The sequence below is a fragment of the uncultured Nostoc sp. genome (assembly GCF_964247315.1).
Taxonomy (GTDB): Bacteria; Cyanobacteriota; Cyanobacteriia; order Cyanobacteriales; family Nostocaceae; genus Nostoc.
Map to the genome: position 1 here is coordinate 15,570 of NZ_CAXTTT010000056.1, position 13,767 is coordinate 29,336.

Annotated in this window: 13 protein-coding genes; 10 read left to right on the plus strand and 3 right to left on the minus strand. The window is 41.7% G+C overall.

Annotated features, from left to right (window positions below; translation table 11 throughout):
* Nucleotides 1-406 precede the first annotated feature (406 nt).
* Together ACFE93_RS17680 and ACFE93_RS17685 are read left to right on the plus strand one after the other, a co-directional pair.
* Nucleotides 407-970 carry a pentapeptide repeat-containing protein gene (locus ACFE93_RS17680; RefSeq protein WP_375474661.1) on the plus strand — a complete coding sequence of 188 codons (564 nt, stop codon included), beginning with the start codon at nt 407-409 and terminating at the stop codon, nt 968-970.
* Nucleotides 971-1,307: 337 nt separating this feature from the next.
* Nucleotides 1,308-2,492 carry a M20 family metallopeptidase gene (locus tag ACFE93_RS17685; protein WP_375474663.1) on the plus strand — a complete coding sequence of 395 codons (1,185 nt, stop codon included), beginning with the start codon at nt 1,308-1,310 and terminating at the stop codon, nt 2,490-2,492.
* Between the two features lie 81 nt (nt 2,493-2,573).
* Here ACFE93_RS17685 and ACFE93_RS17690 read toward each other — a convergent pair whose 3' ends face one another.
* From ACFE93_RS17690 to ACFE93_RS17700, 3 genes are all read right to left on the minus strand, one after another.
* The gene (locus ACFE93_RS17690; protein ID WP_375474665.1) at nt 2,574-3,626 is read right to left on the minus strand and encodes a hemerythrin domain-containing protein; all 1,053 of its coding nucleotides are present in this window, start codon (nt 3,624-3,626) and stop codon (nt 2,574-2,576) included.
* 262 nt (nt 3,627-3,888) lie between these two features.
* Nucleotides 3,889-5,352 (minus strand): ABC transporter substrate-binding protein, encoded by a 1,464-nt coding sequence (locus tag ACFE93_RS17695; protein ID WP_375474667.1) that lies wholly within the window; start codon nt 5,350-5,352, stop codon nt 3,889-3,891.
* Between the two features lie 72 nt (nt 5,353-5,424).
* On the minus strand, nt 5,425-6,795 hold the full coding sequence (locus tag ACFE93_RS17700) for a protein kinase (protein WP_375474669.1): 1,371 nt from the start codon (nt 6,793-6,795) through the stop codon (nt 5,425-5,427).
* A 613-nt stretch (nt 6,796-7,408) separates the two neighbouring features.
* Here ACFE93_RS17700 and typA point away from each other — a divergent pair.
* The 8 genes from typA (at nt 7,409) to ACFE93_RS17740 (ending at nt 13,643) form a co-directional block, all read left to right on the plus strand.
* A complete protein-coding gene (typA, locus tag ACFE93_RS17705; protein ID WP_375474671.1) occupies nt 7,409-9,199 on the plus strand; it encodes a translational GTPase TypA in 1,791 nt (596 codons plus the stop codon).
* Between the two features lie 142 nt (nt 9,200-9,341).
* Nucleotides 9,342-10,466: an AAA family ATPase gene (locus ACFE93_RS17710; RefSeq protein WP_375474673.1), complete on the plus strand. Its 1,125-nt coding sequence runs from the start codon at nt 9,342-9,344 to the stop codon at nt 10,464-10,466.
* 117 nt (nt 10,467-10,583) lie between these two features.
* Nucleotides 10,584-10,793: a hypothetical protein gene (locus ACFE93_RS17715; protein WP_375474675.1), complete on the plus strand. Its 210-nt coding sequence runs from the start codon at nt 10,584-10,586 to the stop codon at nt 10,791-10,793.
* Nucleotides 10,794-10,868: 75 nt separating this feature from the next.
* Nucleotides 10,869-11,135 carry a type II toxin-antitoxin system ParD family antitoxin gene (locus ACFE93_RS17720; RefSeq protein ID WP_334960677.1) on the plus strand — a complete coding sequence of 89 codons (267 nt, stop codon included), beginning with the start codon at nt 10,869-10,871 and terminating at the stop codon, nt 11,133-11,135.
* Nucleotides 11,132-11,362: a type II toxin-antitoxin system RelE/ParE family toxin gene (locus ACFE93_RS17725; RefSeq protein WP_375474678.1), complete on the plus strand. Its 231-nt coding sequence runs from the start codon at nt 11,132-11,134 to the stop codon at nt 11,360-11,362. Before ACFE93_RS17720 ends, ACFE93_RS17725 begins: the two co-directional genes overlap by 4 nt.
* Nucleotides 11,363-11,496: 134 nt before the next feature.
* Nucleotides 11,497-12,681 carry a DUF58 domain-containing protein gene (locus tag ACFE93_RS17730; RefSeq protein WP_375474680.1) on the plus strand — a complete coding sequence of 395 codons (1,185 nt, stop codon included), beginning with the start codon at nt 11,497-11,499 and terminating at the stop codon, nt 12,679-12,681.
* Nucleotides 12,682-12,888: 207 nt separating this feature from the next.
* Entirely contained in the window at nt 12,889-13,254 is a 366-nt protein-coding gene (locus tag ACFE93_RS17735) for a ferredoxin thioredoxin reductase catalytic beta subunit (RefSeq protein WP_334908375.1), read from the plus strand.
* Nucleotides 13,251-13,643, plus strand: a complete 393-nt coding sequence (locus tag ACFE93_RS17740) for a DUF309 domain-containing protein (RefSeq protein WP_375474682.1) — start codon at nt 13,251-13,253, stop codon at nt 13,641-13,643. Before ACFE93_RS17735 ends, ACFE93_RS17740 begins: the two co-directional genes overlap by 4 nt.
* The last annotated feature ends 124 nt before the right edge of the window (nt 13,644-13,767 follow it).

Genomic DNA, 13,767 nt, shown 5'->3' on the forward strand with positions numbered 1-13,767 from the left:
AGAGGAGCAGGGGAGACGAGGAGACAAGGGGACAAGAGGTGAGAACTTACTTGCAACAAGTCTTTTTCCTTGTCCCCAATGCCCAATGCCCCATTCCCAATGCTCAATGCTCAATGCCCCATTCCCCATGCCCAATACCTAAAAACAAGATCCCCCTAGTCGTATTTTTAATCGAGCTAGGGGGATCACATATTTGGTAGTCTATAATTGGTTCGGTATAGTTCCTTACGATTTGATTCTATAGCCTATATTTCCGTTTGAGTAGTCTTGCTATTATAATTTATAGTATTTTTACAGCTTCTTAATCAATGCTTCATCCCTGCACTTCCTTAGAGAAGCAGTATATGTAAGGATGACAATACGTGATGTTCGTAACTTGTCATTTTTGTAAATATCAGTAAAAAGTATGAAACTTAAGATTGTTGCCACCGTCTCCTTGTTAGCTTGTTTAGGGTTTGCAGAGCAGGCTCTTGCATTAAATCAGCTAGACTTGGATCAGTTGAAAGCAACAAGTGCCTGTCCTCGGTGTAATTTGAGTGGCGCTGACCTAACTAAGCTGAATTTAACTGGAGCAAATTTGCGAGGGGCTGACTTGAGCGGCGCTACATTATCTCAAGCTAATCTCATGAATGCCGATCTCACCGGTGCAAATTTAGAAGGTGCGGTTTTGAATTCGGTTAATCTCAGTGGTGCTTCCTTAACAGGAGCAAATTTGAAATCAGCATCTCTGGAAAATGCCGATCTGTCTTATGCCGGTTTCATCAGTGCCAATTTAGAAGCAGCGAACTTAAAAGATGCCAAATTGCAATTTACTAATTTTCGGGGGGCTAACTACCGACTAACAACTTTAAATAATGGTGTTGTCACCTCCGACAAACCTTATGGTTGGTCGTTAGAGCGTCAAAATCCCAGAGAATGTAACGAATACAAACCCGAAAATACTTTAGCCACAACCTGCTACTCAAAATAAACTGGGGCATTGGGCAAAACAGTTCCGTTAGCGGAAAGCTAGGGTTTAGCCCGTTTCGAGTTCCTCGGCAAGCGAGTAAAGAAGTGAGATTCCCCACTCAGCACTCAGCACGGGCTAAACCCTAGCTTTCCGCTAACAGCACTCAGCACTCCTGAAGGGCATTGGGCATTGAGAAGAGACAAGGTAGCAAGGAAGAGGGGGGAGATAAGGGAGAGACTTGTTCAATAATTCCCCCTTGCCCCTCTGCTTGTTCTCAACTATCCTTGTATGGCAAAGAGCATTTTGTTTGTTAACATTTCTTTATCATGGGAAAAAAGCCTATAGATTAATTAAATCGATGCTTACCCGTATTAAAGACTTAGCAGCAAAACTAGCGCCCCGCTTAATTGAAATTCGCCGCCACATCCACTCTCACCCAGAACTCAGCGGTCAGGAGTACCAAACAGCAGCCTTCGTAGCTGGTGTTTTGTCTTCCAGTGGTCTGCACGTACAAGAGGGAGTTGGTAAAACGGGCGTGATTGGAGAACTACAAGGCACTAGCCAAACTGACCGTTTATTGGCAATTCGCACTGATATGGATGCCTTGCCAATTCAAGAGGGCACTAATTTAGAATATGCTTCTCGCGTAGATGGTATTATGCACGCTTGCGGTCACGATGTCCACACCACAGTGGGGTTGGGAACGGCAATGGTGTTGTCCCAAGTCGTAGAGGAGTTGGGTGGTAAAGTGCGGTTTTTATTTCAGCCTGCGGAGGAAATTGCTCAAGGGGCAAGCTGGATGGTGAAAGATGGAGCGATGGAAAACGTCTCAGCTTTATTAGGGGTTCATGTTTTCCCTTCTATACCCGCAGGCTCTATTGGTGTGCGTTATGGGGCATTGACAGCCGCCTCTGATAATTTAGAGATTCTGATTATGGGAGAATCTGGGCACGGGGCGCGTCCCCATGAGGCGATTGATGCGATTTGGATTGCTTGCCAAGTGATTACTGCACTGCAACAAGCTATCAGCCGCACACAAAATGCCTTGCGTCCTGTAGTATTGAGCATCGGGAAGATTAATGGTGGCAAAGCGCCGAACGTCATTGCGGATAAAGTGCAGTTATTAGGAACTGTGCGCTCGCTCCATCCTGAAACTCGTGCCTATCTCCCAAACTGGATTGAAAACATTGTATCTAATGTTTGCCATACCTACGGGGCAAAGTATCAAGTCAATTATTGCCAGGGCGTACCCAGCGTTCAAAATGATTATAACTTGACGCAATTGTTACAATCATCCGCAGAAGAAGCTTGGAGTAGCGATCGCGTTCAAGTTTTACCCGAACCCTCTCTTGGATCTGAAGATTTTTCTATTTATTTGGAACACGTCCCCGGTTCCATGTTTCGCTTGGGTGTAGGCTACAAAGAAAGAATCATTAACCACCCATTACACCATCCCCAATTTGAAGTCGATGAATCTGCCATTATCACCGGCGTTGTAACTATGGCTTATGCCGCTTATAAATACTGTCAGCAAAATTTGTAAACAAAAACTCCCAGCGCTGATGTGCTGGGAGTTTTTGTTTAACTAACTTTTTTTAGCGGATATAGAAAGCTCGAAAGCATCCTACGCATTGGATTCGCTAACAACGCCCAATTTCTCTTGAATTCGGGTCTTAGCGGCTTTGAATTCAGTAGCCAGCTGCTCGGTTTGCTCAGTGCTTAAGTTGTTGCGAATGGCAGCAAACATTGTGCTTTCTTCTTGACGAATATGGTCGCCAACAGCTTCCATAAGCTGTTTGACTCGATCTTTGAATTCAGATGAAGAAGGGCTAATAGCCTTAATTTGGTCTAACACCCGCTTCATTTCAGCTTGTTCATCAAACAGTTCTTGGGTGTTATCTTGACCGTAGAAAGGACGTACTTTTGGATAGACAACTTCTTCTTCAGCTTCAGCGTGGGCAGTTAAATCCTTGTAAATTTGACCGAAGTACTCTTGGATCTTTTGTGGATCGTTGCTTTGTAGTATTTCGGTGAATAGGGTATTTACCTTGTTGTGATCGAGGCGGATGACATCTTGGATATTTAGATCCTTTTTGTCGCTGTTTTGGGTGACAGCACTACCTACTACACCACTAACTGCGGCCAAAGCGTCTTGAACACGTGCCCAAATTCCTTGATCTGCATCTTGTCCTGTGAGTTCGCGGACACCCAGAATTTCCAGAATACCTTTGAGTTGCTCTTGGTGAGCGCGGTTCTCAAAGTTAATCGTATTCAAAGGTGCGATCGCTAACAAAACATCAGCACCAACTTTTTGAGCAGCTTTGTGAACTATTAAGCCACTCATTACTAATTGATGTTTCAACAATTCATGCTGAGAGACTTTTTCATAGAGGCTCAACTCAGAGCTTTTGAACATTTCGCGAGCTTTTTCAATGAATTGTGTGATATTTTTTTTGGGTTCAGCTTGAATCCCATACTGAACAATTACAGTTTCTAAAATACCAAGATTTTTTTGATCGTCATTGATAAAATTTCGGAGACGATCGGCAATTTCGGCATCAAGTCCTTGTGTCAAAAGCGATTGTTCCTTTTCGATAGCTAACTGTTGGAGAGCTTTAAGAGTTGCAAGTTTTACAGCAATTGCATTGCGTTTCGCATCATCTAATGTAGCTACCATCCGTGTTCTCCTCGGCAAAGTGTTCGTAATTCTTACTGATCTAACCTTGACACAGAGATTAGGGAGATTCCCTCTTTCTTTTGAGCGATCGCTCTCACAACTCTGGGTAGATAAACAAAACTTTTCATTAGAAAAAAATAGAAGCGATCGCTTCTATTTTTGATTGCAATTAAATCAAGCAGTTTAGTATGACATTCAAATTGTATAGATTACCTATTTGAAGGCAACCTATATCTTTGGAATGAAAATTAAATTAAAAAAACTACTTCTTATTTAAGAGGGCAAAATCGTAACCAGTTCCACTAGAGCAAGACTCACAACGCTCAATTTTGACTAGCATTGCTTCTCCTTGACGCTCACCGGAGGGCGAAAACTGAATCCTTCCAGTTGCTCCAGATGTTGAAAAATTGGGATTAGATAATACCCTTTGTAATCCTTCGCGGGTACTGTCTTGTTTTAAGCCAGTAATAATTGCTTGAAGCGCATCATAAGCTCCCGCCGTTCTCTGATTTACTTGTGCATTCCAAAGCTGAAAGGCATTTTTCGCAAAGGGATTATTTTTATTAGCATCACGATGCCAATATACAGGTAAAACCATTCCTTCAAGATCCTTACCATTTTGTAAAGTTGTAGCACTGTACATAGTTTCAGAAGCAAACAGTGGCTTTCTACCTTTAACTTCTTGTGCTACCTTGGTGGCAAAGTATATATTTCTGATTGAAGGCATTAGTAAAAAGCCACTTGCATTTTCTGTTTCTATGGCTTTATCTACAAAAGCTTTAGGGTCAAAATTCTTATCTGCTAAATTGCAAGGTGTACTAATAACGTTGCTGCCATATTTTTTGATAGCTTGAGTGTACTGTTCTACAAGTATCTGATTTGATGAAAAAGTTGAATTATCTCTTGAACTACGAACATCGCCACAAATAGCGACATTTCTTGCTTGTCGAGCAATGTAGCGAGAATGAGTATCTATTAAATTATCATATAGCGGATTTACATGAAACAAGTAGTTAGTGTTGGAATTATTTAGCTGACTATTTACTGTATTATTCTCTAATTTTTCTGGATTTTCTGCTTGATTTGGTAGCTCGACGGGCAATACTAAAACCAAACCTTTCTCTTTATATATTTCTGCTTTACGTCTAACACCCACAGCAGCTACAAGGCTTTTATCTTGAACTAATTCATTATCTAGCCGGGCAGAATCTTCTCTATTATCAGCACTTGCAATCACAATTTGCAATTTTTTACCATTAATTCCTCCTTGGTTATTAACTTCATTTTGAGCTTGAGCTACACCACGTAAAATTTCCTCTGCTAAACTAGGTTCAAAGTTAATTGGTGCGACGATCGCAACTTTTATAGCTTCTGAATTATCTCGTGCTATTTTGGCATTGTTTAAATAAATTAAAGTTTCTGGGTCATTGCGATTATTTTTCAGAGAATCAGTAAATTTTTTAACGGCAGTACTGAAATCTTTCTCAGCAAAAGCTTTAACTCCATCTATTTTTTCAGGGGATGTTTGCACTTTCACCAAAATCCTTGTACCTAAATTCATTAGTGAAGGCTTATTTGTAAATGAAGACGAAGTTTGTGTCGGGTTTGATGGTGTTATTACGATAGTAGAAGAAACTTTGCTAATTAACCATAAAATAGCTGCTACCATTACCCCAGCTAGACCAAGAGAAATAAGCAGTCTCAAGTTTTCTTTTTTATCTTTCATGAATAATTACCAAAATTTTACAAAGCTTATCTTAAATAAATAGATTTATGAAAATTGAGTAAAAGCAAAAAATTAAAAATATTTAGCAATAATTTTGTTGATTATTTCAGACACACCTAAAATAATAACTGTCAATAAACCTGCCAAAATAACTAGCAATCCTACAAGTAACAGTCCATTTAAACCAGATTTGAGAAGATTATTGGTTAGAAGATTTCTAAAAATCCAGACAACGAGTAAGTTTGCGATGATAGCAATAATAATTAAATAAGCTTTTTCTAGAAGCGGGCGAGATTGAATAAAGACTAATCCTCCAAAAATTAGCAACCACAGTCCCGAACTAATCCAAGTAGTTCCAAGAAAACTGATAAGTGCTATTGCTAAAAATGAACTACCCGATCCAGCTATTATTGCTCCAGACAATAATTTACTGTTAGAGAATTGCGGTAGATATCGAGTTGATTTATGTTTATTTTGTGGTTGCGCTCTTGATGGCATAGTAGGTGGAATAACTGTAGAAGCTAATGTATACCTTAGCGGTGGCAACTTACTCAAGTCTTGTAAGACAGCCTGTGCAGATTGATAACGCTGTTCGTGATTTTCTTGTAGTGACTTATTAAGAATCATCTCTAATTCTGGACTTATGGGTTGCGTTAAATGCTGCCGCCAATTAGAAGTCCAACCATAGCCTTGTTTCATCCACAAACTCGAAGGAGAAATATTGATCAGCAGTTGAAAGCAAGTTATTCCTAAACTATAAATATCACTAGACAGAAAAACTTTACCCGTTTGCATTTGCTCAATCGGTGCATAACCTAATGAACCAATAATTGTCCCTATCGTAGTGTTTGTAGGTTCCGTCCTTTGCTTTGCTACCCCAAAATCAATTAGTACTAATTTTCCATCATTTTGACGGCGAATAATATTTTCTGGCTTAATATCTCGATGAATTACTTGCTGTTGATGTATATCTACCAGTACAGATAATAAATTATTTAAAAAATCTCGAATCTTGGCTTCATCAAAAACTCCCTGCTGTTTTAACTCTTGCAACAGATTTTGCCCTTCGATAAACTGCTGCACTAAATACAGATATTCAGCTTCCTTAAAATATGCATATAAATTGGGAATTTGGAGATGTTCTCCTAGTTCTTTGAGACGTTTGGCTTCTCGTTCAAACAACTCAGTCGCTTTTTTGTGTGCCTGACTACCCTGACTGCCATAAAATTGACTTAGAACCAGTTGCTTAACAACACATCGTTCATTGAGTTTGTCTATATCTTCTGCGATATATGTGCGTGCAAACCCTCCTCTTCCTAATGGTGTGATGATTCGGTAACGGTTTCTCAATAGCGATACCAACTCTGTGCCACAACTGAGACAGAAATTTGCCCCGTCAGGATTTTGGGGGTTCTCGCAATTAGGATTTAGGCAGCAGACCATATAATTATCGCTGTCATTTTATTAGTTTTTAGAATATAGCTTAAATTCCCTAAAGGCGTTACATTGTAAAGTCTCTACATAGATAATGACGTAGGCGTAGCCCGTCGTAGACATCGCTTCTTGCTCTTCTAAACAATTGACCTAACTCTACATTGTGATAATTCCGTGTAAGTTGAATATTTTTGTAGAGATATCCATCCTATTCTAGTCAAGAAAAACAAGGCTTGGCGATCGCTTATCTTTGATCCCAAACAGGAAATAACCTGACTTTTAGCAGCCAAAAACTTTATCTCTATCAGTCAAAGATTGCACTTTTCATCAAAGCATTTCTATGACTAAATTCCTCTATACGAATCAACCGCAATTCTCAAAACCAATACTGCCCTTCAGGTGACACCTGTTTGTCACAGAAGCTTTTTTTTATCCCACCAACGCGGTAATTACCACAGATATCCATTGTAGGGTTTACAAAACTCCCCGCAATTGTGACGATTACGCTAGAATTATTAAAGGTTCTTTACAGAATTTGCCGATTATTCTCAATTCTGTTAAAACAGCCTAGCATTCAAATGTAAATCTTATAAACCCCCTCTAGAGTTCACCAAAAGCTTCTATGACGCTCCCAATTCGCAACGTCGCCATTATCGCCCACGTTGACCACGGCAAAACCACCCTGGTTGACGCACTCCTCAAACAATCCGGCATTTTCCGCGAAGGCGAAGACGTTCCGGATTGCGTTATGGACTCCAACGCCCTAGAACGGGAACGGGGTATTACTATCCTGTCCAAAAATACGGCGGTTCGCTACAAAGAAACATTAATTAATATTGTTGATACTCCTGGACACGCTGATTTTGGTGGCGAAGTTGAACGGGTACTCGGCATGGTTGACGGATGTCTTCTGATTGTCGATGCCAATGAAGGCCCCATGCCTCAAACACGCTTTGTTCTGAAAAAAGCTTTGGAAAAAGGGCTGCGCCCCATCGTTGTGATTAATAAAATCGATCGCGGCCAGGCTGACCCCCACGTTGCAGTTGATAAAGTCTTGGATCTGTTCTTAGAATTAGGGGCAGATGAAGACCAGTGTGATTTTACCTATCTGTTTGCCTCCGGTATGGGAGGTTTTGCCAAAGAAAGCTTGGAAGCAGAATCGGTAGATATGCAACCCCTGTTTAATGCGATTCTGCAACACGTTCCATCACCAGTGGGCGATCGCAATAAGCCTCTACAATTACAAGTTACAACCCTAGATTATTCTGAATATCTGGGACGAATTGTGATTGGCAGAATTCACAACGGTACTATCCGTTCAGGACAGCAAGCAGCTTTAGTAACAGAAAACGGCACTATTGTCAAAGGTAAAATTACCAAGTTGATGGGCTTTGAAGGACTCAAGCGCGTAGACCTGGAAGAAGCAACCGCAGGTTATATTGTCGCAGTAGCTGGTTTTGCTGATGCTTATATTGGGGAAACGATTACTGATCCTAACGAACCCCAAGCTTTACCACTAATTAAAGTGGATGAACCGACCTTGCAAATGACCTTCTGGGTGAATGATTCGCCCTTTGCAGGTCAAGAAGGTAAGTTGGTGACATCAAGACAAGTGCGCGATCGCCTATTCCGCGAACTTGAAACCAACGTGGCTTTGCGCGTCGAAGAAACTGATTCTCCCGATAAATTCCTCGTTTCCGGTCGTGGTGAACTCCACCTGGGTATCTTAATTGAAACCATGCGCCGGGAAGGCTTCGAGTTTCAGGTATCTCAGCCACAGGTAATTTACCGTGAAGTCAACGGTCAACCTTGCGAACCTTATGAACTCTTGGTGTTAGACATTCCTGTTGATGGTGTGGGTAGCTGTATTGAGCGCCTGGGACAACGCAAAGGCGAAATGCAAGATATGCAACCAGGTAGTGGCGATCGCACTCAGCTAGAGTTTGTCATTCCCGCCCGTGGATTGATTGGTTTCCGGGGTGAATTCATGCGGATGACTCGTGGTGAAGGCATCATGAACCACAGCTTCTTAGACTACCGTCAACTCAGTGGCGACATTGAAGCCCGTAACAAAGGCGTTTTAATCTCCTTTGAAGAGGGTGTTTCTACCTTCTACGCCATGAGGAACGCTGAAGATAGAGGAGCATTCTTTATTGTTCCCGGCACAAAGGTTTACAGAGGCATGATTGTCGGCGAACACAATCGTCCGCAAGATTTGGAATTGAATATCTGTAAGACCAAGCAGTTGACCAACCACCGCGCTGCTGGTGGCGATGAACTAGTTCAGTTGCAAGCACCAATAGACATGAGCCTAGAGCGTGCTTTGGAATACATTGGCCCCGATGAATTGGTAGAAGTTACACCCCAATCGATTCGTCTGCGGAAGATGTCGAAGAAGTTGGCAAAACGGTAAGTCAAGCAATAACTTAATTGATTTAGAAAGCCCGCTCATGCGGGCTTTTTATTTTGTGGTAATAGGAAAATGAATATCTTGATACCTGAGTGGGTAACATAACACTGTGTAATTCATTGTGTTCACTGTCTAGTGTGTATATATGTCGTGGAATTCTACAGTCTTTAGTATCTGTGCTTCAGGCAATTCTTGGTTATGGGCTGCTTGGAGTACCATTGATGATGCTTATAATTTTCTAGAAAAGCCGGAAAAACAGTTAGAGATTGATTGCTTGTTTTTTGCTGAAGCTCCTTCTAAAGAAAATGCAATAAAAACAGCTCGTAACCTATTGGGTACTCACATTAAACAAATAAGCAACGAATGGGCAGCAGAAGTCTGTAAAGAGATTCACAAGCAACCTCACATTAATGCTAATCAACCTGAAGTAGTCACTAATGAGCTTCAGCTATGTTTAGATCAACTTCATTCATTAACTGGATTAAGTGCTGTGAAATCTACCGTTCAAGAGTTGGTAAATATTGCAAAAGTAGCCCAGATGCAAGCTCAAGCGGGTATAAAAGCTCCTTCAATCACTAGACACCTCGTATTCACGGGAAATCCTGGAACAGGCAAAACCACAGTAGCTAGGATTTTAGGTGAGATATACAAAAATCTTGGTGTTCTATCAAAAGGCCATTTTCTTGAAGTAGACCGGACTAATTTAGTTGCAGAATACTTGGGACAAACAGCACCCAAAACAGCAAAAGTAGTTGAATCTGCTCTCGGTGGTGTACTTTTTATTGATGAGGCTTACTCCCTTGTTCCAGACGGGCGTGGCGATATGTACGGACAAGAGGCAATCAATACTCTTTTAAAAATGATGGAAGACCACAGAGAGGATCTGGTAGTTATTGTTGCAGGATATAAAGGGGAGATGTCTCGATTTGTTGAATCTAATCCTGGTCTAAAGTCCAGATTTGCAAGGTCGATTCACTTTGAAGACTATTGTCCGTCCGAGTTAACCGAGATTTTTAAAGTCAGGTGTGAACAGCACGGCTATCTGTTCTCAGAGAAGACTCTGGAAGCAGTGCGTCTCTTAGTTAATCAATTTGAACATCAAATAGGAAAACTTGGAAATGGTAGATTTGTGAGAAATATCTTTGATCGTTGTATTGCCATTCAATGTAACCGTTTAGCAGCATTAGCCCAACCATCAAAAATAGACTTAAAAACCTTTCTACCTGTTGATGTTCCCACTCATGAGCAACTGGCGCAGTATCTTCTTTAAGAATGTCAGAGTATCTAGTACCACCTAGCTTCGTCATTAACTCATTGAATTTTTGTGGACATACATTTAGTCAAATCCTTGAGTAAAAATGAAGAGGACTGAAAAAGGATTATTCCCATGACTATTCGTGAAACTGCGATGCCTTCGGCGAGCTTCGCTAACGCAAAATTGCAGCAACTTTCCGAACCACTCCTACAAGAAGTGACTGATTTCATTGATTTTGTTATCCACAAACATCAAGTTAAAATTGCTGACAGTCAGCCTGATGAATCACTCGTGGAAAAATGGTCACAATGGTTTGAGGCTGTGGATTCCTTGTTTCTTTAATAAACTTTAACTGAACGAAAAAGCAGGGTGCGTTTTTTAACTTAAAATGGTGAATAATCTGAATACAGGTTTTCTATGAGCATCAGTCTCACACCCGATCAAGAACGCTTTATTCAAACCAAGCTCCAGTCTGGAAAATATCGCTCCGCAGAGGAAGCCCTTGAAATTGCCTTACGGTTGCTTGATGAATACGATCGCGCCGATGCTGAATGGGTTGAGGATGTGCGAGAGAAAATTGATGCGGCGATTTTAGCTTCAGACCAAACGCCACCTATTGATGGAGAGACATTCGTAAACCAAATTCTAGAGCGGTTTCGACAAGGACATCAGGCGCAAGCATGAATCGCTACGTCATCAACATTCTTGCCAGCCGAGATATCAATGAAATTGCCGACTACTTTGCTGAAACTAGCGTTGAAGCAGGAGAGCGATTTTTCAGTGAATTCAACCGCAAGTGCCAACAACTTGTTGCCTTTCCAAACAGTGGTAAAAGTTACGCAAAAATTCGTCCAGACCTCCGAGGTGTATCTTTGCAAGGCTATATCGTTTTCTACAAAGTAGGTAGATGATGGTATCGAAATTCTACGGGTTGTAAGTGGTCGTCGTAACTTTCCATCTCTTTTTGAGTAATCCAACTAAAAGCTTTTTTGGCAAACTCCTGAAACACTGTGAATTTTTGGTGGTGTTGGGTTAAAAAAGAAACATGAAAATCATTAAACCCATTACCAATTGGTTAGAAACCCGCGCCAGTGCCCCTGCTTATGGCGGTTGGGTACTGGCGGCAACGGCTATTTGTTTTTTTGGCGCAGGTATCAATACGATGGCTGGTTGGCTTTACGCCATTAGCGGCATTAGTTTTGCCCTTTTGGGTGTAGCAGCCATCTTACCGCCGCGATCGCTCACAAATCTATCTATCACCCGCCGTCCCATTCAGCCTGTGTCAGCAGGCGACGATCTAACGGTGGAATTAGAAATCTGCAATCAGACACAGCAGCCTGTAAACTTGTTGCAAGTTGAAGATATACTGCCCTTCGTCTTAGGGAAACCAGTACAAAAGGCAATCGAAACAATTCCTAGCCAAGGCAGTTACCGTTGGATATACTACCACCCGACTCAACGCCGGGGTGTTTATCGTTGGCACACAGTCGAACTTGGTTCTGGTGCGCCTTTGGGATTGTTCTGGTGTCGCCGTCAGCGTGATTGTGCTGCTACAGCGATCGTCTATCCTACAGTGTTACCCTTAGCTACCTGCCCCCTAGTGGATGAAATGGGACAAGAAGAGAGCAAAAGGGGCGATCCTCGTGGTAGACCATTGCAGACAGCAACAACGGGGCTAGTGCGATCGCTCCGTCCTTACCGTCTAGGAGATCCCACCCGTCTGATTCACTGGCGGACTAGCGCCCGTTATGGCGAATTAAGGGTGCGGGAGTTGGAAATGGTAACAGGCGGACAAGAAATAGTTATTGCCCTAGACAGTGCTAGCAATTGGGAAGAAGAAAACTTTGAACAAGCAGTAATTGCCGCAGCATCACTGTATTTTTATGCACAGCAACAACAATTACAGGTGCAATTGTGGACAGCATCAACAAATTTAATCAAAGGCGATGCCTACGGCAAGCCCGGAGGTCTACGCTTTGTTCTAGAAACCTTAGCAGCAACCAGAGCCTTAGAAGATGCCAGTTCAGTAGTTCCTAAAAGCTATCCTTTGATTTGGCTGACTCAAAACCCCCTTAGCCTTACTACTCTTCCTCAAGGCAGTCGCTGGGTTTTGTGGCCAAATATTTTCTCACCAGCAGAACAACAGGTAATCAATTGGGATCATCCTGGTATAGTTTTGCAAAGTAATTGCCCACTGCAACTCCAACTACAAAAAACATTACATTCATAAATCAATTCAAATTTTATAATTTCAAAGACTGCTGACAAGTTAAACTTCTGCGATTTCTGAGATTTTCTCTGATCCCAGTACACCGGACATATCAGCCTTTGAGCAAAGGTTAAGATAATTTGAGCAGGTAAGGTTGGGGAAATACACCCAGTAATCCCTTAGTGAGGCTGAGGTACAATGCAAAGAAATATTTAAATTATGAGCGACATGATCACATCAGAACATAACACAAAATCCAGCGATAAAAGCCTAGAGGCAATGCGGCATTTTTCCGAACAATACGCCAAGCGTACTGGAACATACTTCTGTTCTGAACCTTCTGTCACCGCAGTTGTGATTGAAGGACTAGCCAAACATAAAGACGAACTGGGTGCGCCTTTATGTCCTTGTCGCCATTACGAAGATAAAGAAGCTGAGATTCACGCCACATATTGGAACTGTCCTTGTGTACCAATGAGAGAACGCAAAGAGTGCCATTGCATGTTATTCCTCACCCCTGACAACGAGTTTGCTGGAGACAAACAAGAAATCTCTTTGGAAACAATCAAAGAAGTACGAGACAGCATGGGATGAGCGAAATCATCCCCCAAGAGTTTTGGCAAGGCGTAGAACAGTTCAATTCTGGACAGTTCTACGCCTGTCATGACACTTTAGAGGCTTTGTGGATTGAAGCTGGCGAACCGGAAAAAACCTTTTATCAAGGAATTCTCCAAATTGCTGTGGCACTCTATCATTTAGAAAATCGGAACTGGCGAGGTGCTGTAATTCTATTGGGAGAAGGCAGCAATCGCCTACGCCGTTACCCATCTACTTACGGCGGCGTTGACGTAGATGAGCTATTGAGTCAGAGCGCAGTTTTGTTGACGACTTTACAACAAATAGGGCCAGAGAAAATTACATCTGGTGAGTTGGGTGAAAATCAAGTCTTATCTTTGCCTAAAATTGTGCTGACTACTGATTAGACATCTGGTGAAATTATGCGTTGCCCGAAATTCCTGGTAAGCACAATTCATGTAGACGTAAAGCGGCTTAAGGCAGGGTATTGTTATATACGTCATTTTTACTCAGATGTCAATTACCTGAAAC

Excerpts from the sequence above, each read along its gene's own strand:
- ACFE93_RS17680 (WP_375474661.1), top strand. The coding sequence starts at position 407 with ATGAAACTTAAGATTGTTGCCACCGTCTCCTTGTTAGCTTGTTTAGGG.
- ACFE93_RS17740 (WP_375474682.1), top strand. The coding sequence starts at position 13,251 with ATGAGCGAAATCATCCCCCAAGAGTTTTGGCAAGGCGTAGAACAGTTC.
- ACFE93_RS17730 (WP_375474680.1), top strand. The coding sequence starts at position 11,497 with ATGAAAATCATTAAACCCATTACCAATTGGTTAGAAACCCGCGCCAGT.
- ACFE93_RS17715 (WP_375474675.1), top strand. The coding sequence starts at position 10,584 with ATGACTATTCGTGAAACTGCGATGCCTTCGGCGAGCTTCGCTAACGCA.
- ACFE93_RS17695 (WP_375474667.1), bottom strand. The coding sequence starts at position 5,352 with ATGAAAGATAAAAAAGAAAACTTGAGACTGCTTATTTCTCTTGGTCTA.
- ACFE93_RS17720 (WP_334960677.1), top strand. The coding sequence starts at position 10,869 with ATGAGCATCAGTCTCACACCCGATCAAGAACGCTTTATTCAAACCAAG.
- ACFE93_RS17725 (WP_375474678.1), top strand. The coding sequence starts at position 11,132 with ATGAATCGCTACGTCATCAACATTCTTGCCAGCCGAGATATCAATGAA.
- typA (WP_375474671.1), top strand. The coding sequence starts at position 7,409 with ATGACGCTCCCAATTCGCAACGTCGCCATTATCGCCCACGTTGACCAC.
- ACFE93_RS17735 (WP_334908375.1), top strand. The coding sequence starts at position 12,889 with ATGATCACATCAGAACATAACACAAAATCCAGCGATAAAAGCCTAGAG.
- ACFE93_RS17700 (WP_375474669.1), bottom strand. The coding sequence starts at position 6,795 with ATGGTCTGCTGCCTAAATCCTAATTGCGAGAACCCCCAAAATCCTGAC.
- ACFE93_RS17685 (WP_375474663.1), top strand. The coding sequence starts at position 1,308 with ATGCTTACCCGTATTAAAGACTTAGCAGCAAAACTAGCGCCCCGCTTA.
- ACFE93_RS17690 (WP_375474665.1), bottom strand. The coding sequence starts at position 3,626 with ATGGTAGCTACATTAGATGATGCGAAACGCAATGCAATTGCTGTAAAA.
- ACFE93_RS17710 (WP_375474673.1), top strand. The coding sequence starts at position 9,342 with ATGTCGTGGAATTCTACAGTCTTTAGTATCTGTGCTTCAGGCAATTCT.